The following is a 24956-nucleotide window of genomic DNA, read 5'->3' as shown; positions in this document are numbered from 1 at the left end:
AACTGAAAACCCAGGAGAAATCATGTCCCGCAACACGTTGAACACACTTAAGGAATTCAAGATTTCCGACTCCAAGAAAGGCAAGTTCTATTCCTTGCCTGCGCTGGAGAAAAAACTTGGCGTCAACATCTCGCGCCTGCCGGTGTCGATCCGTATCGTGCTGGAATCCGTACTGCGTAACTGCGACGGCAAGAAAGTCACCGAAGAACACGTTAAGCAGTTGGCCGGCTGGGGCGCGACCGCGGCCCGCACCGACGAAATCCCGTTCGTGGTGGCGCGCGTAGTGCTGCAAGACTTTACCGGCGTGCCGCTGCTGGCCGACCTGGCCGCGATGCGCAACGTCGCCGCCTCGCTCGGCAAGAACGCCAAGAACATCGAACCGCTGGTGCCGGTCGACCTGGTGGTCGACCACTCGGTGCAGATCGACCACTTCCGTGAAAAGAAGGCGCTCGACCTCAACATGAAACTGGAATTCCAGCGCAACAACGAGCGCTACCAGTTCATGAAATGGGGCATGCAGGCATTCGACACGTTCGGCGTCGTGCCTCCTGGCTTCGGCATCGTCCACCAGGTCAACCTGGAATACCTGGCGCGCGGCGTCCACAAGAAGGATTCGGTGTATTACCCGGACACCCTGGTCGGCACTGATTCGCACACCACCATGATCAACGGCATCGGCGTAGTCGGCTGGGGCGTGGGCGGCATCGAGGCGGAAGCCGGCATGCTGGGCCAGCCGGTCTACTTCCTGACACCGGACGTGGTCGGCGTCAACCTCACCGGCCAGCTGCGCGAAGGCGTCACCGCCACCGACCTGGTACTGACCATCACCGAACTGCTGCGTAAGGCAAAAGTGGTCGGCAAGTTTGTCGAATTCTTCGGCGAGGGCACTGCCTCGCTGAGCCTGACCGACCGCGCCACCATCGCCAACATGGCGCCTGAATACGGCGCCACCATGGGCTTCTTCCCGGTTGACGATGCGACCATCGAATACTTCGAAGGCACCGGCCGCAGCAAGGCGGAAATCGACGCCTTTGCCGGCTACTTCAAGGCACAAAACCTGTACGGCATTCCAAAGGCCGGCGACATCGACTACACCACCGTGGTCGAACTCGACCTGGCTACTGTTGCGCCATCGCTGGCGGGTCCAAAGCGTCCGCAAGACCGTATCGAAATCGGCAACGTCAAAGCCAACTTCGCGGAACTGTTCAGCAAGCCTATCGCAGAAAACGGCTTCAACAAGAAAGTGGAAGACCTGGATGCGACCTACACCAACGCCGACGGCGTCAAGCTGCAAAACGGCGATGTGCTGATTGCCGCCATCACTTCCTGCACCAACACTTCCAACCCAAGCGTCATGCTGGCGGCTGGTTTGCTGGCCAAGAAAGCGGTTGAAGCCGGCCTCAAGGTACCTGCCCACATCAAGACTTCGCTGGCCCCTGGCTCGCGCGTCGTCACCGAGTACCTGGAAGCGGCCGGCCTGCTGCCATACCTGGAAAAACTCGGCTTCGGCGTCACTGCCTACGGCTGCACCACCTGCATCGGCAACGCCGGCGACCTGACCCCAGCCATGAACGAAGCCATCGTCAAGAACGACGTGGTGGCGTCGGCTGTGTTGTCGGGCAACCGCAACTTCGAAGCACGTATCCATCCGAACATCCGCTCCAACTTCCTGGCCTCGCCGCCGCTGGTGGTCGCTTACGCGATCGCCGGCAATATGACGCGCGACCTGATGACCGAACCGGTCGGCAAGGGCAAGGGCGGCAAGGACATCTACCTGGGCGATATCTGGCCGACCTCGCAGGAAGTCGCCAAGCTGATGAAGTTCGCGATGAATGCCAAGACTTTCAAGGCCAACTACGCTGACGTCAAGGGCGCACCGGGCAAGCTGTGGGAAGCCATCAAGGGCGTCGCCGGCGGCGAAGTCTACAACTGGCCGAAATCGACCTACATCGCCGAACCGCCGTTCTTCCAGGACTTCACCATGGTGCCGAAGGCAGCTGCCACCGGCATCACCGGCGCCCGCGCGCTGGGCGTGTTCGGCGATTCGATCACCACCGACCACATCTCGCCAGCCGGTTCCATCAAGGAATCCAGCCCGGCAGGTAAATGGCTGATCGCCAACGGCGTGCTGAAGGCTGACTTCAACTCCTACGGTTCGCGCCGCGGCAACCACGAAATCATGATGCGCGGCACCTTCGCCAACGTCCGCATCAAGAACCTGATGATTCCTGCGACACCGGACGGTTCACGGATTGAGGGCGGCATCACGCTGTTCCAGCCGAGCGGCGAAGAAACCTCGATCTATGACGCCGCCATGCAATACGTCAAGGACGGCGTGCCGACCATGGTGTTTGCCGGTGAAGAGTACGGCACAGGTTCGTCGCGCGACTGGGCGGCCAAGGGCACCCAGCTGCTGGGCGTGAAGGCTGTGTTTGCGCGTTCGTTCGAGCGTATCCACCGCTCCAACCTGGTCGGCATGGGCGTGCTGCCTCTGCAATTCCTCGGCACCGACAGCGTCCAGACCCTGGGCATCACCGGCAACGAGACCTTCGACCTGAAGGGCATCGACGGCGAAATCAAGCCGCAGCAAGACGCTACCCTGGTGATTCATCGCGCCAACGGCGAAACCAAGGAAGTCAAGGTCCTGCTGCGTATCGATACGCCGATCGAAGTCGACTACTACAAACACGGCGGCATCCTGCCGTTCGTGCTGCGCCAGTTGCTGGCAGCATAACAATTGCCCGGTCCGCTGCCTTTTACGGGCGGTGGACGGGCAATCGGGTCTACCCAAGAACGCCGGCCAACCCGGCGTTTTTTCATTTCCAGGCCAGACACCAGCTTATCTACGGTAGTTATTCCACATACCGTTGGGGCCTGTTATCACTTAATTTGGGAGTGCGAACGCGCGGCAGGCGTTGCAGGCCTAGGCGCGACGACGCGACGTAGCGGTGCTACGGCAAGGAGGAGTAACGACGGCATGCGACGCCTGCAGCCGTTCCCGGAGGGTTCAAGCCAAAACGTGTGCTGGCCGCGTTGCATGGCTTGCAGGGGCGACCTGCCCCTGCTACGCCACGCGCCTTGCCACCGCACGTTTTGGCTTGAACGCATCTCCCAAATTAAGTGATAACAGGCCCCAAATCCACTACAATAGAAGCTTGCAGTCTTCCTGCCTCTGAGTCCCATAAAAACTCACAGCAAGCGGTCGTAGGCCAGAAGGCAGCGCAGAACAGCGGAGCATATCCACAAGGATAATGTGAGCATCTCGGTTGCCGCTCCTCGGATGCAAGCATCCGCTACGGTCGCGCAGTAAGACATTGACTATGTGTTGTCAGCCCTTACTCTATCCACTATGCGCCGTCCGTCAAAAAAACCTTCCCGCAAATCATCCGCCGACAGCCATCGCCTGGCCGAGCTGGCGCAGGCATTGATACAAGCCTCCAGCCGTCTTGAGGAGCGCGCATGGGAACGCGAGATCGAAGCCTTGCTCAACAAGCATTTCAAGGCGCGCCACCAGGAGCCTATCGACGGCGCGCTGGAGCAGCTGTTCCCGGTCGAGCCGGACGCCTACGACGCCCTGATGGACGTAGTCGAAGCCTGCAGCGAATCGAGCACCATCGACTACCAGGGCCAGCAATACGACTGCCTGCTGGTCGGCATCCCGCTGCTGGCATGGACCCGTTTTTCGATCGGCTCGGGACCGATCCCGAGCGACGTCATGCTGACCCTCGGCGCCCATCTGCACGCCCACATCCTGGCGCCGGAAGTCATGACCGCCATGGTGCCGTCGCTGTATGCGATCGACCAGCTGCCGCGCAGCCACAGCGAAACCTACGCCCTGCTGCAGCAGCTGTCGCATGCGGCGCTGACCGCGGCGCCGGTGCGCAGCCCGGCCGACCAGCCGCAGACCGCGCCGTTCCTGGCCGACACCCGCTACCTGCTGGCAGCCCTGGTGGCGCCCAGCGGCATGCCGCTGTTCCGCTGGCAGATGATGCATGGCCAGCCCGGCCACATCGCCGCCGACAAGGAACAGGCGCTGGAGCAATGGCGCAACCAGGTCACGCCCAACATGACGCGCCTGCTGCCGGGTTGCGGCATCCAGCTGCTGCTGCCGGAAGCGTATTTCGCTGCCTGCCGCGAGGCTGACCTGCAGATCCGCCCTGCTTCCCTGCGCGCCGCCAGCTACTACCTGTCGCACACGCTGGACATCGCCTCGAAAGACCTGCACGCCAGCATCGGCCGTTTCAGCGAACAGCCGGAAAGCGGCCGCGTCGACGAATACCGCATCGGCTTTTCGCTGGGCCAGACCAACGAAGTGATCTACGGCGTGGTATGGCCGCTGTACGGCCCCGAAGAAGCCAACGAAGAAATCGTCAGCCGCGCCGGCGACAGCGAGGCCGCCACGGCCGAGCCGGAAACCCCGCTGGAACAGATCCTGAGCCTGCTGCGCGAATGCGGCATCGACGACATCCAGCGCCACGCCGAATTGTTTGCCATGGAATTTTGCGACGATTGCGGCACCCCGCTCTACCCGGACCGCGAAGGCGACCTGGTGCATCCGGAAATGCCTGACGATACGCCTGCCGGCTCGGCGCATTTCCACTGAAGCAGCTGTACGAGGAACTACCGGGCCGGCAGAGATTGCCGGCTCAGTCCTCTTCCAGAGCCTGGAAACGCTGCACCAGGTAATCGATCAAAGTCCGCACCAAAGGCAGCAAACCGCGCCGCGATGGGAATACCACGTGGATGATTTCATGCCGTGGCCGCCAGTCGTTCAAGACATGCACCAGCGTGCCCTGCGCTACCTGCTCGCGGATCATCATGGTCGGCAGCTGCACGATGCCGACGCCGGCCACCGCCGCCCGCAGCAAGGCCATCATGTCGCCGGTGACAAACCGCGGCGTGTGATGGATCGCCGCCTTGGCGCCGTCCGGCCCGAACAGGTTCCACACATGGTTTTGCTGCGCCGTGCCCAGGCCCAGGCTCGGCCAGTCGCTCAGATCCGCCGGCGACGCCGGCAACGGCTGCCCTTTCAGTAGTAGCGGGCTGGCGACCAGGCACTGGCTGCGGTCCGCCAATATGCGCAGCACCAGGTCGCTGTCCGGGATCGGCGGCGGCCGCACCCGGATCGCGATATCCACCGCCTCCGCCACCACATCGACCCGGCGGTTGGTCGCCTCCAGCAATACTGTCACGCGCGGATTGGCCGCCATGAAATCGGCCAGCATCACGTCCACATGCGCATGCAGCAAAGCCACCGGGCAAGTCAGACGCACGGTGCCACGCGGCTCGCCGCGGGTCAGCTCGATGGCGTCCTGCGCCGCGTCCGCCTCGACCAGCATCGCCTTGCAGTGCTCGTAATAGGACTGCCCCACTTCGGTCACCGAAAACTGCCGCGTGGTGCGCTGGACCAGCCGCACGCCCAGGCGCTCCTCCAGCAGCTGCAGGCGCCGGCTCAGCTTGGACTTCGGCATGCCCAGGGCGCGTCCCGCCGGCGCAAAGCCGCCATGGTCGACCACTTGGACGTAGTAATAGAGATCGTTTAAATCTTGCATGACAAGTCTTGCATAAACACCTCATCGTTCACCAAATAGGACACTGATGGCCAATTTTACAGACTACCGCTCGCATTGTCCTCGGATTAATCTATTACCTGTACCAACAATGCAACCCATACAAGGAGTCAGTCATGAAAAAAGTCCTCGGCGTCTACAGCGCACCTCGCCAACATTGGGTCGGTGACGGTTTTCCTGCACGCTCGATGTTTTCGTACACCAGCCACGGCAAGCAACTGAGCCCGTTCCTGCTGCTCGATTACGCCGGTCCGGCTGAGTTCAGCCCCACTACCCGCCCGCGCGGCGTCGGTTCGCATCCGCATCGCGGCTTCGAAACCGTCACCATCGTCTACAAGGGCGAAGTGGAGCACCGCGACTCGACCGGCAACGGTGGCGTGATCGGCCCCGGCGACGTGCAATGGATGACCGCAGGCAGCGGCATCTTGCATCAGGAGTTTCACTCGGAAGCCTTCACCCGTTCCGGCGGTACGCTGGAAATGGTGCAGCTGTGGGTGAACCTGCCGGCCAAGGACAAGATGACGGCGCCTGGCTATCAAGCCATCGTCGACCGCGACATCCTGGCCGTGGCCCTGCCTGACGGCGCCGGCAGCGTGCGCGTGATCGCCGGCGAGTTCGACGGCCATGCCGGTCCGGCCCATACCTTCACGCCGATGAACGTGTGGGACATGCGCCTCAACCAGGGCGCCAGCACCAAGCTGTCGCTGCCCACCGGCTGGCATTCGGCGCTGGTGGTGCTGCGCGGAACCGTGCTGGTCAACGGTGAAACCGTGGCGCGTGAAGCGCAAATGGTGTTGCTCGATAACGATGGCAACAGCGTCGATATCGAAGCCAACAATGACGCCGTGGTGCTGGTGCTGAGCGGCGAGCCGATCGATGAAGCGATCGTCGGCCATGGCCCGTTCGTCATGAACAGCCAGGAAGAAATCGCGCAGGCGATCGCCGACTTCAACAGCGGCCGCTTTGCACGGATCGCAGAACCGGCATAACCGCCGTTGCAGCATGAAAAAAGCCGGGCATGTCAGACATGCCCGGCTTTTTTACAATGTAGATCGAGACTGCGGGTTATTCGAACGCCCGCAAGATCGGCTGCAGCACCACCTCGCCCAGGCGCGCACTGCGTGCGCCGTCCCAGCCGACCTGCGCATCCGGCAGGATGGCGTTATCCTTGAACGGCAGCTCCAGCGTCAGCGACACGCACTTGAAAGTGTGGCCGATATACTTGGACGCCAGGGTCAGCACGTCGCTGCTGTACTTGCTCGCGGCGTAGCCGTATTCAGTCTGGAAATCCGGGCTGGCGCGCAGGAAATCGTCGATGAATTTCTGCTGCTCGACGCCCTGCTGCGGACTGAAATCCTCCAGCATCTCCGAGCCCGCCACAAACACATACGGCAACGCCTCGTCGCCGTGCACGTCCAGGAACAGGTCGCAGCCGGTTTCGTGGATCTTGTTCTTGACCGCGAACACTTCAGGGCTGCGCTCCAGCGTCGGCGTCATCCACTCGCGGTTCAGGTTAGCGCCGGCGGCATTGGTGCGCAGGTTGCCGCGCACCGAGCCATCCGGATTCATGTTCGGCACGATGTAGAACACCGCGTGCTGCAATACCTTGGTCGCCAGCGGATTGGCGCTGTCCAGCAAAGCGTCGACCATGCCTTCGACAAACCATTCCGCCATGGTTTCGCCCGGGTGCTGGCGCGCGATGACCCATACCTTCTTGGCAGCGTCAGGATCGCCGATCACCAGCACGTTCATGTCGCGGCCGTCGACCGTGCTGCCGATATCCAGCACACGCGCCAGCGGCGACTGCTCGGCCTGCCCCAGCAGCGCCAGGTGGCGCTCCCAGGAGTACGGTTCAAAGTAGGCGTAGTAGACGCTGTCGTAATCCGGCGTATGGCTGATGGTCATGACCTGGCCGTCAAAGCTGGTCGGCACGCGGAACCAGTTCTCACGGTCGTAGCTGGCCACCGCCTGGTAATTCTCCCAGCCCTTCGGGTAGGTGGTGGCGCCGGCATTCAGGAAGCGGATGGTGCAATCCTCATCGCGCGCACCCTGCATGCGGAAATAGAACCATTGGGTGAAATCCGCGTGAGAATCTTTACGGATGTTCAATTCGATTTGCTGAGGACTGTCCGCGCGCACTACTTCAATGGCGGCGGCGTCAAACTGCTGGCTGATTTTTATCGGCATAGGATTTTTTTGGTGAAGATTGTCGCCCGGATGAACGCAGCGCCTGCCAAAAACCCTGGGGCCGGCAAGGGGCCACGCGATCCGCCCGGCAATCGGTGGGAAAATTTTATGAAATTTCTCTGTTTTCGGTGAATAACAAAGCAACTAGCCCTGATATAATATCAGGCTTGTCGGGGCGTAGCGCAGCCTGGTAGCGTACATGCATGGGGTGCATGGGGTCGGAGGTTCGAATCCTCTCGCCCCGACCAATTGAATCAATGACTTAGGCCAATCTTCTGATTGGCCTTTTTCATTTTGTGCTTCTTGCTTCGCATGGAGGACTTTAAGATCGCGCTCGGATAGATCCATATTTTTTTGGGCACATCAGCTAAAGCGGAATTTCGAGAACTTCGGGGTCAGGTCTTGCAACGAGAACTTCGGGGTCAGGAACTTCGGGATCAAGTCTTGCAATGACACATTGTCGAAGCTCGATTCCAAGAAAATCGAACTTAGATTTTTAGCGCGTTATGTGTCATTGCAAGACTTGATCCCGAGCTTCCTGATTCCCTCCAAGCAACCAGGTAATTTCTTGATCTTTCCCCGAGCTGCTCGTCAATCCTCTCCCAAAGGAAAGCTTCACTAGAAGCCCGTGAAAAAAGTGCCTCCAAAAGACCTGTCGCCATAAACGCTTTGAGAGCATCATCGCTTGTCTTCATGCCATTCTCGACCACATTGAATATATCAAGTCGTTCAACCGTAGAAAATTCGTCAAAGTGCTCGACAATTTTCTTTCCCAAGCTCGCGAACAGGAGCGTAACAGGAATATTATTTCCCCAATCTTCAATTACCTCGTCTCTAGCCAACCGAAGCAAATCAATCTTCGTCAACCGAACAATAAAATCTTGCCATATGTCCATCATTTTCCCTTTAGTGCATTCTGGGATCTCTCAGCACGTTTTGTGCAGCAGCACGATCATAGAATGACGCGTTGCGATTTAAGTGTAACCATTTTGCAGTGCAATAGAATAATTCTCTGCCTTCTGAGTAACTTCGGGGTCAGGTCTTGAACTTCGGGTCAGGTCTTGCAACTGTTGATTTGCATCTAAAACTGACCCACTTAGCTGGATAATTTGCATCGAAAATTGACCCACGTATAGACCACAATCCTACTCAATATCGTTAGTAGGAGATTGGAGTGATCGACGTGGCATTATTAGGCATTATTCGACGCTGGCACCTTCGTGACCAGGTCTCCTTGAGGGAGATCGCCAGGCGCCTAGGCATCTCCAGAAACACCGTCAGGCGTTACTTACGCTCTGAAATCATAGAACCGGCTTATAGAAATCGACGCACTCCCAGTGCTCTTGATCAGTACGCCTTCAAACTTTCATCCTGGCTTAAAACCGAAGCGACCAAATCTCGAAAGCAGCGACGCAGCTTAAAACAGATCCATGCTGATCTATGTTCACTAGGTTTTGAAGGATCGTACGACCGAGTTGCTGCCTTTGCACGGCAGTGGCGACTGGATCAGTTAGATAGGGTCAGTTCCGCAAGCAAAGGAACATCCATGACCGCTAACCACATGCAACTAACCCCAAGGCTATTCAACGAACCTCAATCCTTCTTGATTACGAATCGCACGTATACCTTCATATTGAAATGCGACTACAAAAAAAGCCTCTTTCAATGCAGCCAATTTTTCAACGAACTCGTGCAACTCTGATTCACATTTATCATAATTTGCAATGACATACCTAAATGTCATTCTTGACCCAATAACCCACGGTTCATTCTCCATTCCTTCGGTTAAAACATCTGTATTTTTCAAATTATCTCGAAAAAAAACAGACATATTTGACTCCGGAAAATTGGCAACAAAATTATCGCTTTTTTCTGTAACCTCTGTTACACCGCAAGCTTTCAATATAGCCTTTATGTCGTCGCGATTAAGGCGGCTATCTGCTTCCAACGTTATTTCTATAGACATTTTTTAGAATTTCACCAAAGTAGTTATACCATTTTTAATAAAATATACACTGTTCAACCCCGGAACTGGGGTTGTCAGCAACTGTTGAATTATCTGTGACGATGTCAAAATTGAATCATTGAGATTTATCACGATATTTGGTGCTTGCTGCTGCACTTTATAGGCAAGCGTATCGGCAATAGTTTGGACATTTTTTGATGTCGGTGCATAAACATCCGCTAAGCTTCCGTTTATTTTAAGGTCCGGATTACCCCCAGGCGTACCTGTTTCAGGAAGTTGTTCAACCTTCAATCCATAATTGGCAAGAGTCTGGGCTGATTCATTCTGTCTTGCAAAAGACCTAACCATATCAGAACTAGCATTCTGTGGTGGCACCGCAAGGTCGCCCGTTAAGGTTCCCTTCCCGAGAGGTAATGGCTGCTCTAACAATGAAGCTATTCTATTTGCAGCAGTACTCGCCTGACCCAACTCAGCCAATGTCCCCATTGCACGAACGGCAGATCCGGCGACTCCTAACACGGCTGATCCTATATTAAGATCTCGCTCCGCTTGTTTCTGAACTGCACTCAGGTACGCTGTCGTCGCAGAATCCCCCAATGCGCTGGCAATTGAGTCACCGGTCATACAACCCGCAGCGGGGCAATTTGCCACCAGCGGGAAATAGGTCACACCATTCACGACCACTGACGCCCGATAAGTGCCACTTGGTGCCGGAGGCAATGACTGTGGATAGCTCGTCGACGTAACCGACGATGCAGCGACTGCGGCGTCACTCCAATAATACGGCGATTTGCTGCCGCCTGTCGCCGCTTGTACATACGCGATAACGCCAGGATCGATCGGCGCCAATGTTTCAACAAACATTTTTGATCCATCTGCCGCAGGCCGGAAATTCTGCGCGTCGTACAGCGCTCCAGGTTTGCTTACATCGGGTACGATATCCGCCTTATCAGCATAGACACTTGTGCCAGTGATACCTGCACGGCGTAATGCATTGTCTATCTGTTCTTGCGTATATTTTCCATTGCTGGCATCAGCCAGTTGCTTGCCGAGTGCCTGTTCCTTCGGATGCAATTGCCTGTTGTTTGCATCTACCATCAAGCCGGTATTTGCGCCAGCATTGGCACTTTGAACAGAGCCACCAGCCAGCGCACCCGATGCCGCGCCAACCAGCGTCGCACCGAGATTCATCATATCGTTATAATTCTTCTGTCCGGCAGGGTCTCTTGGATCGTTCACGTATCCCTGGCTAAGCAGGTAGTTGCTCAGGATAGGCGCCATCGCCTCAGCGCCCATTGCGGCCGCAATACCGCCAGCAGCACTAGTACCACCTATCTTCGCTTCGATCAGCCCAACAATTCCATGCAGGGCCATTTTTTCCGGGGAACCTTCAGCCAAATTGTTGGATTGCGCAATATCACCAACGACATTGGTCAGCACCGCACCAACGAGATTGGCGGCCCGCTGATTCTCTTGCTGCTTCTGTTGTTGTGCCTGCAGATCCTGCGCCTGCTGCAACGTCAACGTATTTACCAGCGATTGATTCGCCGTAGCTGCATCACGACTGGTCAAGGTTGTCGCATTCGCTTGGCTCTGTGCGTCGCCACTGCCCGTGATCGTGATTTTGGCCGGACTGATCACACTGTTGGTGCTACTGGTCTCGTCGCCACTCTTCGGCATGCCGGTGTTACCGCCGAGATTGCCCAGTACATTCGCAGTAAGGTTGCTGGCGACGGTACCGGTTGAAACGCTAACGCTGACGCTCTCCGAGTTGGTGTGTTGCGTGTTGGTCAGATCGCTATAAGTCAAGCTGGCCGTTTGCAGGCTGTTTTTGTCAGGCGTGGCCGTGCTGGTGATCGCAGCACCTTTCAGGTCGGTATTACCCTTGACGCTGATATCGAAGCCACCATTGCCGGCAGCAATGCCGCTTTGACCAACCGCACTCTGATAATTGTGATCAATCGTTTGCTTCGCGAAGCTGACACTGCCGTTGACCATCTGGCCGACGCAGATCGGAGGAACGCAGATGCTCAGACTGAAGCCACCGCTTTCCTGTTTGCTGTCGAAGTTACTGACGTTTTGCAGGGTCCAGATATTGAGATCGCCGCCTACATCGGCTGTCACCTTGTTTCCCGCCAGTTGCGCACCCTTCATGTTGAGATCGCCGCCGCTCTTGACGCTGAGCTGGTTCGTGGCGCTAATCTGGGTGTTGTCGTACGTGGTCTCAGTGCCGTTGGCGTGGCCCTTGGAAACTGATGCACCAATTTGGAAACTCAAACCAGTCTGCTGACCGTTAGAGCCAAGCGTAGCGCCAATACCGGCGCTGCTGCCGCTGTTGGAAGATTGCAGGTCCGCAGTGCTTTTGGCGGCGCTCAGATTGATGTTTTTGGCAGCGTCGAGACTAATGTCCTGCGCCTGCAGTTTGGCGCCTTCCATGCTGATATCGCCTTCCCGGCTGGTAATGGCGATAGTACTAGCTTGCGCAGTGGTGCCGCGTGCCTGGGTTGCGTTGTTCTTGCTATCCTGTCTGCTTTGGCTGGTGCCGAGATTCACACTAATACCGATGCCACCACCACTGCTACTCGGATTGGGATCCGTCGCTTCTGCGGAAGAAACGGTCGCAGACGCGCCGCTGGCGAGCTTATAGGCGTCGTAACCGGCCTTGAGAGCCAGTGCCCCCTTCAGACGGTCATTGCTGGTGTTCTGGCTTTCGGTGGCCATGTCGCCGATCTTGGTGAGCGCGCCGCCGATAGCGCCCGTTAGACTGCTGCCCAAGGTCACACTGTGGGTCTCGGCGTGGAATTGACTGCTGCTACTGTCCTGGATCGCCTGCAGGTCGACCGCATTACCGCCGATGCTCATTTGATTTTTGGCGAGCAATTCTGCTCCCTGGGTAGTCACGTTCCCCTGGCCAGTACCCTTGTATTGCTTATCCAATCCGGCCTGCATGCTCAGATTACCGCCATTGGCCGAGATCAAGCTGGTGCTTTGCGTAGCACTATTGCCGCTACCGTTCTGTTCCGCGCTGGTGTTGCTGTAATTCGTGAAGCGGAAATTGGCGCCGCCCATCACACCAATGCTGGTGCCGCTACTGTGACCATCGTTCTGCGAGGTTTGTGTATTAGCCGCAGCAAGAACGTTGACATCACGTCCGGCATTGATAGCGATGTTGTTGTCGGCAGTCACGGCGCTGGCAGTGATCGTGGTGTCACGTCCGCTGCTGGTATATACGTTGCCACCACTGATATCGCTACCGATCTGGTTGACGCTAGTGCCATTCTGATGCTGATCCTGGGCATTCTTGCCGACGCTGACGCCGGTCAGGAAACTGCCTGAGAAACCGGATTTCTTTTCTTCTGCGGAGAAGCTGTCCTTACTGGTCTGCTGGGCGCTGACGATATTCAGGTCACGCCCGGCATTCATGCTCAGATCATCCTTAGCAATCACCTGACTGCCTTGTACGTTGGTGTCGCGGCCCGACTGGATAGCTATACTCTTGCCGGTAAAACTGCTGCCTACGGCATCCGTTGTATCGCTATTCATCTGCGATCGGCTGCTTGACGACGACAGCATGCCATGCGACGTCGTGTAGATCGCCTGATCCACGCTGCTGGTTTGTTGCGCAGTACCGATATTGACATCACGCCCCGCAACGGCCGCCAGTTGCGCACCCGCATTAACGGTAGCCGCCGCCACATTCAAGTCCTGGCCTGCGATCAAGGCCAGGTTGCCGCCGGCATTGATCGCGCTGCCGTTGACCTGGGTCTTGTTCTCGTAGAGATGGTTATCGCTGTTGTAGGTGACGTTATAACTGCGTTGCGTGCTGACCGTCGTCAGGTTCAAATCACGTCCGGCCGACAATGCAGCATCGCCGGTAGTATTGACCGCCGCTGCGACCAGGTTGATGTCGCGGCCAGCCTGTACCGACAGTTGATCAGCGTTGACGCTGGCGACGCGGCTCAGGGCGATATTCGTGCCCTGTGCGCCTGTCGCCGATACGGCATCGGTGCTCATCGTGACATCGCGGCCGGCCAATATGCCAACCCGGTGGCCGGAAATGCTGCCGCCATTGTTCAGGATGTCGTTCTGCGCCACGAGGATAACCGCGCCATCGGCACCGGTGCTGCGGATGTTACCGGTATTGGCAATATCCGTGGCCTGGACAATCATGTTGTTGGACGATTGAAGCGTACCGCCATTTTTGAGCGTGCCGTTGATGGTCAGGTCAATATCTTTACCGGAAATCAACGCGCCGGTCGGTGCGATATCGCCGGCGTCAGCGCGTGTCAGATAAACGACGGGCGCCAGCACCTGGGCATGGCTGCCGTCCGGCAAGGTCACGTCCTGTGACACCATCCAGACAATATCAGAGGTCAGCGAGGCCATCTGCTCCGCGGTCAAGGCAATGCCAGGGGTAAGCTGGAACTGCTTGGCCGTGGCGACCCCGGCCTCCATCAAGGATTTGTATTCCTCTTCGTTGCTGGCATAGTCGCCCAGGAAACGTTTGCCGGTCAGTTGTGCAACCTGATCGTTGACCAGCTTTTGCTCGTAGAAACCGTCGCCCAGACGTTTTTCGGTGCTCTGCGGACTGATGCCAAGCAGGCCCAGCATGTAGTCGCTGGAAAGGAAATTGCCGTAGTTGGTAAATGCGGGATCGGTAGCAACCAGGAAATGCTGGCCCGGGTTGGCCTGGATCGTGAACAGGCGGTTGTTCGGCAGTACCAGGTTAGGCAATGGATTGCGGGCGCTCCCGACAGTCTGGGTGTTGCCGCTGGTTTTTGTACCACCGCCGGCAGTGCCGCCTGCTGCGGCAACACCTTGATTGCTGCCGCCGACACCTGCACTGCCGCCTGCTGTACCGCCTGCCGCAGCAATACCTTGATTATTGCCGTCGGCACCTGCGCCGTTGCCAGCCGTGCCGCCTGCGGCGGTAACGCCGTAACCGCCAGGACCGGTGACGGTCTGGCTGCCCTGATTGGCTCCCAAGGCCAAGCCGCCAACGGTCGGCACGGCAATAGCCCCGACACCTTGCCCCAGAGCCGGGTTGGCGCCGCTATTCGGCGCAGTGTTCTGCTGTACGGTCCATACCTGCAATGCCAGCGGCGTCGAAGGCAACGCGACATCATAGGCGGCGCCGCCATTATCGTAGTTGTAATGGTTTTGATGAGGATGGCCGTCGACGTAGTGGTAGTAATTTTCATTGGCGGTCATGTGGCTGACCGTATCGGTTGTCCCTGTCGCGCCAATATTGTTGATATTGCCGGTCGTTCCAGACAAGGTGCCGCCTGCAATGATCGTGCTCTTGTCGTTGGTGATGTTGCCCGACAAGACCATGCCGCCGCCCGAACTGATCTTGCCCGGATCGCTGCTGGTGACCACGGTCTTCGAGACAGTCTGGGTATAGTCTTGTTTGTAGAATTTCTCAAAACGGTTATTGCCCGGCACCACCAGCACAATCCCACCGTCGCCGCTGTCGCTCCATGTCACTTGATCCGGCGTGTACCAAACGGTTGGCTCAACCCATGTCGCATATTGCGTGACGTGCGTGGTCTGGGTCGGATCGACCTGTTGCGTGGTCGCGAAGTGTGCATTGGTATTGTTCAATTGCACGGTCTGGAACACCAGATTGCCGCCGGCATCGATGATGGCAGAACTGTTAGTGATGCTGTCCGCTGTGCCGACGGCCTTATGGTTGGCGTCAAGCGTCCTTGCAAAAGTCATGTCGCCCAGGCTCTGGATGATGGCATGCTCGCGATTGACAACGTTGGCAGCGCCAATATTGATGCTATTGCGCGCAGCAATCGCTCCAGCCTGGCCGCTGCCGACATCAACGTCATTAGTCAACGATTGCGCCCCAAGGGCTATATCGTCGCCATAGATGCGGCCAGTGTTCGTGATGGCGTTGCTGGCCTGAATGGTGGTGGCGCTGCTATTGATGAGACCGGTAGACTGGTTATCCACATTGGCGGCATTCAATGTTAATCCGGCGACCGCCGCCAGCGTGCCGGTATTGATCAGATTGCCGGTAGTGTTCAGCGTCAGGTTGCGATTGGCCGTCAGGAGATTGCCCGCCGTATTGGCGTAGTCGCCCTGCAGATTGATCGTGGCATCCCGTCCCGCCACTACTTTGCCGTTGTTGGCGATGGTCGGCGCAGTGATCGACAAGTCGCGGCCGCTGGCCACCGTGCCTAAATTATTGTTGAAGCTGCTGGCCGCAATGCCGATGTCGCTGCCTGCACCGCTGGTGCTGCCGACGAGGCCGAAGGTATTATCGAGGCTGGCCACATTCAACATGGTATTTCCCGCCGCGCCGATCCTGCCGCCGACATTCGTCAGCACCGCGCCGCCTTGATTCAGTTGCACGTTTTGCCCGGCGTACAGATTGCCGGCATTGTTGTTGACCGTACCGCCGGTATTGAGCACCAGGTTGCCTCCGGCAATCACCTGCCCTTGCTGACTGTTGTCGAGATTGCCTGCATTGATATCGAGTTCGCCATTGCCACCGATTGTGCCCTGCCGATTGACCACCTGGCTGCCGCCGTTGATCTGGCTCAGGCCGTTCCCGGTATTGGCGATGCGTCCTGACGTATTGTCAATGCCACTACCGGAAACCGTGAATGTCGCCGAGCTGCCATTCGCCTCGATGCGACCATTCGCGTTGTTCAGTGCACCGGCAGCGCTTGCAGTGACACTGGCCGCGCCCTGGATCACACCATAATTATTTGTCAGCGCGCCGTTCGATTGCAGGACCAGATTGTTTTTACCGTAGACAGTACCGCCGCTATTGTCGAACGATCCCGCATTGAGGTTGACAGTACCGCTGCCGCCGATGAAACCGCCGACGCTATTGGCCACCGTATTACTGATCGCTTGGGCAGTGGTGATGTTCAGCGGCGCGGCGCCGATGCTCTGCACTGTGCCGCCGGCGTTATTCAAGCTTTGCGCATTGAGCGTGACAGCCTGCTGGGTTCCCTCGATCTTGCCCGAGGAGTTGTTGATCTGGCCGTGTGCGGCATTCAGATTCAGGCTGCTGCCACCGATATAGCCGCCAGCGCTGTTATCGACACCGCCCTGTGACGCCGTCACATTCAGCTGGTTTTGCGCAAATACGGAACCGCCCTGATTGGCGATGCTTGCAGCCGATACCGTCGTCTGTCCGTTGCCGCCGATGCTGCCGCCTGCATTCGACAAACTGCCTGCGCCGTTAGCCACGCTGATCGTCAGGGCGCCGCTGCCGGACAGCGCAATTGTGCCGCCAGTATTGTTCAGGGCTAGCGGCGTCAACGACAAATCAGCGCTATTGGTCTGCAACAGGCCGCCGTTGCTATTATCCAGGGTTCCGCCGACCGCAATGGTCGTGGCGGCAGTACCGTACTGAATGATCTGACCGTGTTGATTGGCAAGATTGGCGCTGACGATGCTGATCTGATCGGCTGTGATCTTGCCGCTGCTGTTGTCCAGTTGCGGTACAGTCAGTGCGACCGCCGCGGCATCCACAACACCATTAGCATTTTTAAAGGAAGCTGCGCTGACCGTCACAGCAATGCCGGCGGCCAGTTTCCCGTTGCTGTTGTCGAAACTATTGGCCACCGTGGCCGTGACATTGCGTTTGCCGGTGATCTTGCCGCCATTAACTGCACTCGCGGCGGTCAACGCCAGATCGCCATTACCGGCAATCGTACCGGCGTTGGCATTGGTGAGCTGGCCACTGGCCGTGAGCGTTAAGCCGTCGGCGTTCAGGGACGTGATATTTCCCGCCGTATTATCGACATTGGCTCCTGCGGCAGCTAATGCGCCGCCCGCCTGTATTGTTCCCAGCGCGTTGGCAATGTCGCCGGCGACGCGTATGTTTTCCAGCCCTTTTGCAGTGATGCTGCCAGCCTGGTTATTCAAACTGTTGGCGGTCAGACTCAGTTGACCATTTGTCCCGATGTTGCCGTTTTTGTTGGAAACCGCGCCTATGTTATTGATGGTCAGTGCTCCAACGCCGGAATGCGCAATTGTGCCGCCGTCGTTTACAAGCGCTTGTGACGTAATGTTCAGGTCGCTGCCATTGGTTTGCAGCAGACCGCCGCTGCTATTGTCCAGCGCGCCAGCGACAGCAATGTTTGTGGCACTGTTGCCGAACTGACTGATTTGACCGTGCTGATTGATCAGATTGGTGCTGTGGATCGCTAACTGGTCACCGGTGATCTTGCCGCTGCTGTTGTCCAGTTGTGGAATGGTCAAAGCAACGTTGGCAGCGTCGATAGTACCGTTTGCGTTTTTGGTGGAGATGGCGCTGGCAGTTAAATTCTTGCCGGCGGCCAGAAGGCCGTTGCTGTTATCGAAGCTGCTGGCAACTGCGCTGATCAAATTATTGCTGGCGGTTATCTTGCCACCGTTAACGACCGAACCTGCCGAGAGGTTCAAGTCCCCATTGCCGCCGATGATGCCGCTGGCCGCATTCGTCAGTTGTCCGCTTGCGGTCAGCGTGAGGCCATCGGCACTCAGCGAAGTCACGGTTCCCGCCGCATTGTCGACATTATTCCCGGCAACGGTCAATGCTTTCCCCGACTGGATAGTTCCTTGTGCGTTGCCAATATCGCCGGTCAGGCGGATATTGGCTTGCCCGGTCGAAGTGATATGACCTGCCTGATTATTCAGGCTGCCGGCAGCCAGGTTCAGCTGGCCGTTGGTGGCGATATTGCCGTTTTTGTTGGACAGTCCCCCTGCATCGCTGATAGCGAATGTCCCACTGCCGGCATGTGCGATCGTACCGCTGTCATTGACCAACGACTGTGTTGAAATATTCAGATCGCTGCCGTTGATTTGCAACAGACCGCCATTGCTGTTATCCAGCGCTCCGGCGACAGCAATGGTCGTAAGGTCGCTGCCGAACTGGCTGATTTGACCGTGCTGGTTGGTCAGGTTGGCGCTACGGATGGTTAACTGATTGCTTGAGATTTTTCCGTTGCTGTTGTCCAGCTGCGGCACCGCCAACGTTACATTGGAAGCGTCGATAGTGCCATTTGCATTCTTGATGGCCGCAGCGCTGGCAGTCAGGTTCTTGCCGGCCGCCAGGAGACCGTTGCTATTGTCAACGCCGCCGGCAACCACGCTCGTCAAGTTATTGCTGGCCGTGATCTTGCCGCCGTTGAACACGGAACCTGCGGACAGATTCAGATCGCCATTGCCGCCAACGACGCCGTTGGCAGCATTCGTGAGCTGGCCGCTGGCCGTGAGCACCAAGCCATCGGCATTCAAGGACGAGATAGTGCCTGTCGTATTGTCGATATTGTTTCCTGCAACCGTCAATGCCCCGCCGGATTGCATCGTTCCCTGTGCGTTGCCAATATCGCCCGTCACATGGACGTTGGCCGTACCCGCCGAGCCAAGGCGACCCGCTTGATTATTCAGGCTGCCGGCCGTCAGGATTAATTGCCCGTTGCTTCCAATGACGCCTTGTGCGTTCGTCGTTGCTCCGCTCTGTATCGTTGCCGCGCCCGCCCCGGCATGATTGATTTGACCACCGTTATTGTTAAGGCTGGCAGATCGGATTGCCAGGTTCTGGCCGTTGGTGGTGATGATGCCGGTGCTGTTGTTGAGCGCGCCTGTGGTCGTGATGTCCGTATTTCCGGCTCCGGATTGCGTGATGTTCCCGCCGACGTTCGACAGCCCCGCCGAATTGCTGGTCAACTGCGACACATTGATTTGGCCTTGATCATTGCTCACCGCACCTGTGGCATTTAACGCAGCGCCTGCAGCCTGCAAGTTACCGCCGGTGTGATCAATATCGCCGCCGCGCGCAGTCAAGGCGACATTGCCGGCGGCGCTGGTTTGCGAATGCGCCAGGTTCAGGCTCGCGCCATTCATTGCGACATTTGCTCCAGCCAGGTTCTGGCCGGTTGCGCTGATGCCGCCAGCAGCGATCAGGTTCAGGCTGCCAGCCTGCGAGGCGTTGCCGTTCGCATCGACCCCCGCGCCCAGCACGCCCGTCGAATTGATGCTGCCCGAGAATAGCGTCAGGTCGCCTTGTGCGGCAACGGTACCGCTATTGGCAATTTGTCCGTTGGCGGAAAGCTGTACCGCCTGCTGGCCATACACCGTGCCGGTATTGATCACGCTGTCCGCGCTGTGTATCGTCACACCGCCAGTGGCATTCGTTTTGCCATTCAGGGTGATTTTGCCTTGGCTGTCGATATTCACATCGCCGGCTTGCGCGGCCACATTGCCTAGACTGGCCACGCCGACACCCGCTTCGGTGCCGATCAGGCGAATCTTGTTGGCATACATGCCGCCCAGCTGGGCAATATCGATGCTGACCGTCGGCTTGTTGTTGTCGCCCGCGATGATCTGTACGCCCAAATCGCTGTAGTTGACCTGGTTGGTTCCGGTGACGACGTTCAGCTGATTGGCCCATAACTGGCCGTTCACGGAAACACTTCTCGAAATCAGGTCAAGCTGGTCGGTATTGGAGGCACTGAGTCCGCTGCTGCCGATCTGGATATCGCCGCCGGTGACGCGAAATCCACTCAGGCTGCCGTCGCTTCCCAGCACCGGCGTACCGGTCGTAAGGACGCCGCGCGAGGTGTTGATGAAGCCGCCCCCTGCCACGGAGATCCCGTTCGGATTGGCAACGATGACTTGTGCACGCTGTCCAGCCACTTCGATATAACCGTTAAGCTGGGAACGGCTCGTGCCTGTCACTTCGTTGAGGATGATTCTGGCGCTGCCATTGGTCAGGTTGGGATTGCCCTGAACGTATCCTGCCTGCTGCGTTTGACTGATCGTCGGCGAGTTATTGAGTATCGCGCCTTGGCTGCCGACCGAAAACTGGTTGTACTGATTGTGGCTCAGGCCCGAAGAATTTGGCGCCACGATATTCACCAGCGGCAAACCGTTCGCCGTGGTCCCGACAGCAGGACGATGGCCGCCGGCATTCGGATCGGCGACGATCTGCGCATTCACCGCCGTGACGCCGCCAAACAGGGCAGCAACGGCAACAGCTAAATGCACCAGGCGCATCAACGGCCAGCTTGCTATGCCGCCAGACTGGCTGCCACTCCCCTTTGTTTGGTTGGAAACGTTCTCAGCCACCACCACCAAGGCATGACGTTGTTTGCTAAAAATGACGCGGTAGGCTTGCGAGTTCATCGTTCTTCCAATTCCGGGAAATAGTTTTTATATGGCGATTAATATTGATACGAGAGACTGAAACCCACTGCCGGCGTCGCGGTATTGAAACCCTGCGGCTTGACCAATGCCCAGCTGGAAAACAGGTCGTAAGACAAGCCGAACAAACCGCCGCGCAAACCAACGGTAGCGCCGGCGAGTTTGTTGCCGAGGAGGTTTGCTACGCTGGGGCCGTACACCTGCCCATAGTCCAGGCCGAGATAAGCCGACTGGCCGCTGCTGGCGATCGGCAGGTTCAGCTCATTGCGCACATAAAAACCGCGCTCGCCTGCCAGGGTCAGTTCGCCATCGAAGCCACGCACGGTGTAGCGGTTGCCAAAGCTGAGCTGGTCCGCCAGATACAGCGGCGAACGGGTTGCCTGTCCACGGAACGTGCCGATATAGGTCAACGGTTGGCTGGCGATATGGAATGGCAGGCTCAGGGTGGCATCCACGGTCTGCAAGGTGTAATGCAGATTGTTGGTGCTCGAGTCTTCCTGCCCCAGCAGATTCTTGGCATAGGTCTGCCCGTTGAACCAATTGACGCCCCATTTATTGGCAAACGTGAAATCGAGTTGAGCGCTGCCAATGTAGTGCGTGTGCACCCAGGCCAGCTCGGCAAACGTGGTATTGCGTTCTTGTACCGCGATTTCTGTATCCTCGACGTAGGCGTGGTTCCAGCGCTTGCCTACCCTGAATTGCCAGCTGTTCTTTTGCGCCTGGTCCCGCTGGAACAGCTGAGTAACCTTCAGTTCCAGATTGCGTGACTTGCCGCTGGAAACGAAGGTCTGATTGGCTCCCGCGACCTCTTGATGATAATCATAGGTGCTGCCCGAAACCGCAAAATTCCAGTAACCGGCAGGGACGGCGTAATACACATTGTTTCCACTGGTGCCGCGCTGGCCAGCTTTGCGATCAGCGTCGGTACTGAGACCAATGTTGAACATGTCGTTCAAACCCAGAGGGTTATCCAAAGCGAAATTCAATCCCGCCTGCAATTTCCCTGTGCCTTTTGCACCACTGTCGTCAAGGGTCCCGGTAAATTTCCACGGCTTGCTGCGCTTCACCTCAATCACCACATCACTCTCGCCCGGTATTTCACCGGGAACGATCTGCATGTCGACATCCTGGCTGGGAATGCGCTTCATCTGCTCCAGTCCCTGCTCCAGATCGCGCAGGTTGAGCAGCTCGCCGGGGCCGGTTGGGAATGCGCTGCGCCAGGTGCCGTAGAGGTTCGGGTCGGAAAGACGAATAGTGCGGATCACGCCAGGAACCAGCACCAGCTTCAAGACACCTCCCGCGATGTCTTGTCCGGGAATGCCGATGCGCGTGGTGCTGTAGCCGCGCGCCAGAATCTGGCTGGTCAGGCGCTTGACGATCAGGTTCAGGCCGCTTTTGCCAACGCAGGCCCCATCGTATTTTCGTAAGTAGTCCTGGGCAAAGCGGAAATGATCGAACGGCAAGTCGCTCGCGCCGGCAGCGCGGCTGGCAGCCGACAACTGGGGCGGGACTTCGAGGACAAACTGGTGGATTGCGAAGCAAGGAGTTTCGCTGGGCAGGCTCAAACCCTCGAGCGCTTCCGCGGCGGCCTTGTCTTCCAGGCTGACGTTAGGCGCTTGCAACAGCCGTTGGCGTTCCTGCAACTCGCCCTGACTGCGTCGCCGTTGTTCTTCGCTCGACGGTGTCTGCACACTTGGGTCACGGCGGCGCAGTTCTTCCAAGTCGGGCGGCTGGATTGTCTGAGCCAAGCTGCCGTGCATAGCGGTCGCCAGTACCAGACTTACTCCTGTTCCCCTTGCTAACGCCGATACTTTTCCACCACCTTGGTTGGATAAGGTGTACTTCCCCATTTTGTTGCCTTCTTTTTATTTTCCCTGAGGCACGATTTTACAAAACAGTGTTGTGTTTTCCTAAAGAAATTTTTCAAAAAGATGCAGAATTTTCAATCATTGACAAACTGTTGCTGAATAGCATCGAAACATTTCCACATGGATATATTTTCCCTAGGATCACTACAATTTTTCTCCGCTTGCGGACTCATGTTTCTTCGAATGAGCCAATCGCCATTGCGAGTTTTTCATCAAACCCGGCCCGCGCCTTGGTGATGAGCCCCACATACCCCCGTGCCCTAGCTCCAAGCGGCTCCACGGCACTCCGCCTATCAATTATCTGGCGGTGCGGCTGAAAGCCGGCGAGCGCTGGCGCTACCAGCCGCCGATGGGCCACACTGTGCTGTGGGCTGCCATTGCATCGGGCGCCGTGTCGGTTCCGGACGAGTTGCGGCATGGGGATTTCGCGGCTTTCGAAGCGTCGAACGAAGCGGTGGAATTCGAGGCGATCACCGATACCGAATTCGTTCTCGGTTCGGCGGCGCCGCATCGGCACGACCTGGTCCTTGGCCACTATTCGGTGCATACGACACCCGCTGCGCTACGCAACGGCGAAGCTTTTATTGAAGAAATCCGCGCTGGAAACGGCTAAAGCGACGGGGCTTTGCGCCCCGTCTTTTCGGGAAACAGGCTCCCAATGTCAAACGCCTGTCATATTCCTCCGCTAGACTCTCTCCCAGATTCACATGTGGCCATATCGATATGTGAGTAGATTCACTAATAGCTTTGTCACCATGCAGATAGCATGGGATGGCTAGAATCTCCTCACATATCGGTAATCCCAGCGCTTTAACCGAATCAACAAACACGCCGCCTTCAGCGCGGACTAGCGTGTATCTGGCGCCAGGCGCACCAACGCGCCGTTCCTGTCTTCGGTAATCACCACACTGCCGTCATCCAGCGTCGCCAATCCCACAGGCGCGCCCATCGGATGTTTGCCGGCCAGGAAATTCCAGCCCGACACCAGGTCCTTTGGTTCCCCCACCGGCTGATAATTCGCATCCAAAGCCAGGCTGACCAGCCTATGGCCGGCGGCGCGATAGCCGTGATAGCCGATGACCAGGCGTCCGGCCAATGCCGGCATGGTCTTGCCGCTGTAGATCAGCATGCCGAGCGGCGCCGCATGCGGCGGCAGCAGGCGGCCCGGAGCGGTCTTTTTACTGCAGTCGAATCCTGGATATTCAGGGCTGGTCCTGAGTTTGTCGAAACAATAGGGCCAGCCGTAATCGGCGCCGGCAACCAGCCAGCTCAGGGTGTCGTGCGGCAGTTCCGCATCAGACAGCTTGGCATCGGCGACGGTGATGTTGTCGCGCGAGTTGGTGGCGGCGATCAGCGTGCCGTTCGGGCTAAGTGCGAGCGCCATGCTGTTGCGCAGGCCGCGCGCATGGACCGGTATAGTGCGCGCATCGAGCGCCGCGCCGTTCGCCGGCAGTTTGGCGTGCAATACGCTGGCGCGCGGCGGCGTCTCGCCAATCTCTGGGCAAGGAAAAACCGCCTTGCCGGGCTGGTCCGGCTTGATCTCGCAATTGTCGGTGGCTGAGCCGACATTGATGTACAGCGAACTGTCGGCGCCCAGCACCATCGCTGCCAGCGGATGGCGACCGGTGCCTGGCAGGTTGGTCACGACGTCCCGCATGCTGGCAGCGATATCCTTGGCGGCGGGATCGATGTGCACGATACGGCCCTGCATGCTGACCAGCAGCCGCTTGTCCGGCGTCGCGATAATCGCGTTGGGCATGTTGAGCTTGCTCAGCAATACTTCCGGCTTGCCGCCCTGCTTCAGGTTCAGGCGCAGCAGGCTGCCGCGGTTGCTGGCCCAGCCGCCCATGTCGAGCACATAGATATCCTGGCCGATGGCGGCCACGCCGCGCACAAAACCGAGGTGTTCGGCAACCAGCCCCATGCACATGCCCTTGGCGACCTTGAGATCGAGCCGCGGCAAGCCATCGCATGTGCCGGAGGTGAGATAAGTGCTTTGCGCGGAAGCAGTCCCGCATACGAGCAGGAACATCGTGCAAAACGCTTTGCGCAGAAAAGACGCTGGTCGCATAAATGTGGCTTTCAATAATTGGTCAGGTTACGGATACATATCAAAGATACTGCCATATTCCTGCGCCCATTATTGGTTTACCTGCCTGCCGCAAGGCCATGCTGAAAGATCATCGTTCCGGCTAAGACCACATGAGGTAA

The 24956-nt window shown here is 57.7% G+C and carries 11 protein-coding genes, 1 tRNA gene and 1 pseudogene; 6 read left to right on the top strand and 7 right to left on the bottom strand.

The window, feature by feature from the left end:
* The first annotated feature begins 22 nt into the window (after nt 1-22).
* Entirely contained in the window at nt 23-2734 is a 2712-nt protein-coding gene (acnA, locus tag CFU_RS09005) for an aconitate hydratase AcnA (RefSeq protein ID WP_014005726.1), read from the top strand.
* Nucleotides 2735-3349: 615 nt separating this feature from the next.
* Complete coding sequence (locus CFU_RS09000; RefSeq protein WP_041741603.1) at nt 3350-4603, top strand: DUF2863 family protein; 1254 nt, start codon at nt 3350-3352, stop codon at nt 4601-4603.
* Nucleotides 4604-4646: 43 nt separating this feature from the next.
* On the opposite strand, the gene CFU_RS08995 is transcribed toward CFU_RS09000, so the two are convergent.
* On the bottom strand, nt 4647-5552 hold the full coding sequence (locus tag CFU_RS08995; RefSeq protein ID WP_014005724.1) for a LysR family transcriptional regulator: 906 nt from the start codon (nt 5550-5552) through the stop codon (nt 4647-4649).
* Nucleotides 5553-5686: 134 nt separating this feature from the next.
* On the opposite strand from CFU_RS08995, the gene CFU_RS08990 reads away from it, so the two are divergent.
* On the top strand, nt 5687-6559 hold the full coding sequence (locus CFU_RS08990; RefSeq protein ID WP_014005723.1) for a pirin family protein: 873 nt from the start codon (nt 5687-5689) through the stop codon (nt 6557-6559).
* A gap of 76 nt (nt 6560-6635) precedes the next feature.
* Here the strand turns inward: CFU_RS08990 and CFU_RS08985 are convergent, their stop codons facing one another.
* Nucleotides 6636-7757 (bottom strand): M14 family metallopeptidase, encoded by a 1122-nt coding sequence (locus CFU_RS08985; RefSeq protein ID WP_014005722.1) that lies wholly within the window; start codon nt 7755-7757, stop codon nt 6636-6638.
* A gap of 171 nt (nt 7758-7928) precedes the next feature.
* On the opposite strand from CFU_RS08985, the gene CFU_RS08980 reads away from it, so the two are divergent.
* A tRNA-Pro gene (locus CFU_RS08980) sits at nt 7929-8005 on the top strand.
* Nucleotides 8006-8245: 240 nt separating this feature from the next.
* On the opposite strand, the gene CFU_RS08975 is transcribed toward CFU_RS08980, so the two are convergent.
* The gene (locus tag CFU_RS08975; protein ID WP_050808525.1) at nt 8246-8656 is read right to left on the bottom strand and encodes a hypothetical protein; all 411 of its coding nucleotides are present in this window, start codon (nt 8654-8656) and stop codon (nt 8246-8248) included.
* A 275-nt stretch (nt 8657-8931) separates the two neighbouring features.
* On the opposite strand from CFU_RS08975, the pseudogene CFU_RS23770 reads away from it, so the two are divergent.
* A pseudogene (locus tag CFU_RS23770) lies at nt 8932-9300 on the top strand (helix-turn-helix domain-containing protein); the annotation flags it as partial.
* Between the two features lie 36 nt (nt 9301-9336).
* Here the strand turns inward: CFU_RS23770 and CFU_RS24855 are convergent.
* Genes CFU_RS24855 through CFU_RS08965 form a run of 3 tightly spaced genes read right to left on the bottom strand, consistent with a single transcriptional unit; the run spans nt 9337 to nt 22727 of the window.
* On the bottom strand, nt 9337-9723 hold the full coding sequence (locus CFU_RS24855; RefSeq protein ID WP_167351321.1) for a hypothetical protein: 387 nt from the start codon (nt 9721-9723) through the stop codon (nt 9337-9339).
* 3 nt (nt 9724-9726) lie between these two features.
* Nucleotides 9727-20859 (bottom strand): hemagglutinin repeat-containing protein, encoded by an 11133-nt coding sequence (locus tag CFU_RS08970; RefSeq protein ID WP_014005719.1) that lies wholly within the window; start codon nt 20857-20859, stop codon nt 9727-9729.
* Between the two features lie 38 nt (nt 20860-20897).
* Nucleotides 20898-22727, bottom strand: coding sequence for a ShlB/FhaC/HecB family hemolysin secretion/activation protein (locus tag CFU_RS08965; protein WP_014005718.1), 1830 nt, complete (start codon nt 22725-22727; stop codon nt 20898-20900).
* 325 nt (nt 22728-23052) lie between these two features.
* Here CFU_RS08965 and CFU_RS08960 point away from each other — a divergent pair, with 325 nt between their 5' ends.
* Complete coding sequence (locus CFU_RS08960) at nt 23053-23358, top strand: hypothetical protein (protein ID WP_014005717.1); 306 nt, start codon at nt 23053-23055, stop codon at nt 23356-23358.
* 234 nt (nt 23359-23592) lie between these two features.
* Here CFU_RS08960 and CFU_RS08955 read toward each other — a convergent pair whose 3' ends face one another.
* Entirely contained in the window at nt 23593-24777 is a 1185-nt protein-coding gene (locus CFU_RS08955) for a PQQ-dependent sugar dehydrogenase (protein ID WP_238531420.1), read from the bottom strand.
* Between the last annotated feature and the right edge of the window lie 179 nt (nt 24778-24956).

It is taken from the genome of Collimonas fungivorans Ter331 (assembly GCF_000221045.1).
Lineage (GTDB): Bacteria > Pseudomonadota > Gammaproteobacteria > Burkholderiales > Burkholderiaceae_D > Collimonas > Collimonas fungivorans_A.
This window is presented reverse-complemented; position numbering and strand designations above follow the sequence as displayed.

Excerpts from the sequence above, each read along its gene's own strand:
- acnA (WP_014005726.1), top strand. The coding sequence starts at position 23 with ATGTCCCGCAACACGTTGAACACACTTAAGGAATTCAAGATTTCCGAC.
- CFU_RS09000 (WP_041741603.1), top strand. The coding sequence starts at position 3,350 with ATGCGCCGTCCGTCAAAAAAACCTTCCCGCAAATCATCCGCCGACAGC.
- CFU_RS24855 (WP_167351321.1), bottom strand. The coding sequence starts at position 9,723 with ATGTCTATAGAAATAACGTTGGAAGCAGATAGCCGCCTTAATCGCGAC.
- CFU_RS08970 (WP_014005719.1), bottom strand. The coding sequence starts at position 20,859 with ATGAACTCGCAAGCCTACCGCGTCATTTTTAGCAAACAACGTCATGCC.
- CFU_RS08990 (WP_014005723.1), top strand. The coding sequence starts at position 5,687 with ATGAAAAAAGTCCTCGGCGTCTACAGCGCACCTCGCCAACATTGGGTC.
- CFU_RS08985 (WP_014005722.1), bottom strand. The coding sequence starts at position 7,757 with ATGCCGATAAAAATCAGCCAGCAGTTTGACGCCGCCGCCATTGAAGTA.
- CFU_RS08965 (WP_014005718.1), bottom strand. The coding sequence starts at position 22,727 with ATGGGGAAGTACACCTTATCCAACCAAGGTGGTGGAAAAGTATCGGCG.
- CFU_RS08995 (WP_014005724.1), bottom strand. The coding sequence starts at position 5,552 with ATGCAAGATTTAAACGATCTCTATTACTACGTCCAAGTGGTCGACCAT.
- CFU_RS08955 (WP_238531420.1), bottom strand. The coding sequence starts at position 24,777 with ATGTTCCTGCTCGTATGCGGGACTGCTTCCGCGCAAAGCACTTATCTC.
- CFU_RS08975 (WP_050808525.1), bottom strand. The coding sequence starts at position 8,656 with ATGATGGACATATGGCAAGATTTTATTGTTCGGTTGACGAAGATTGAT.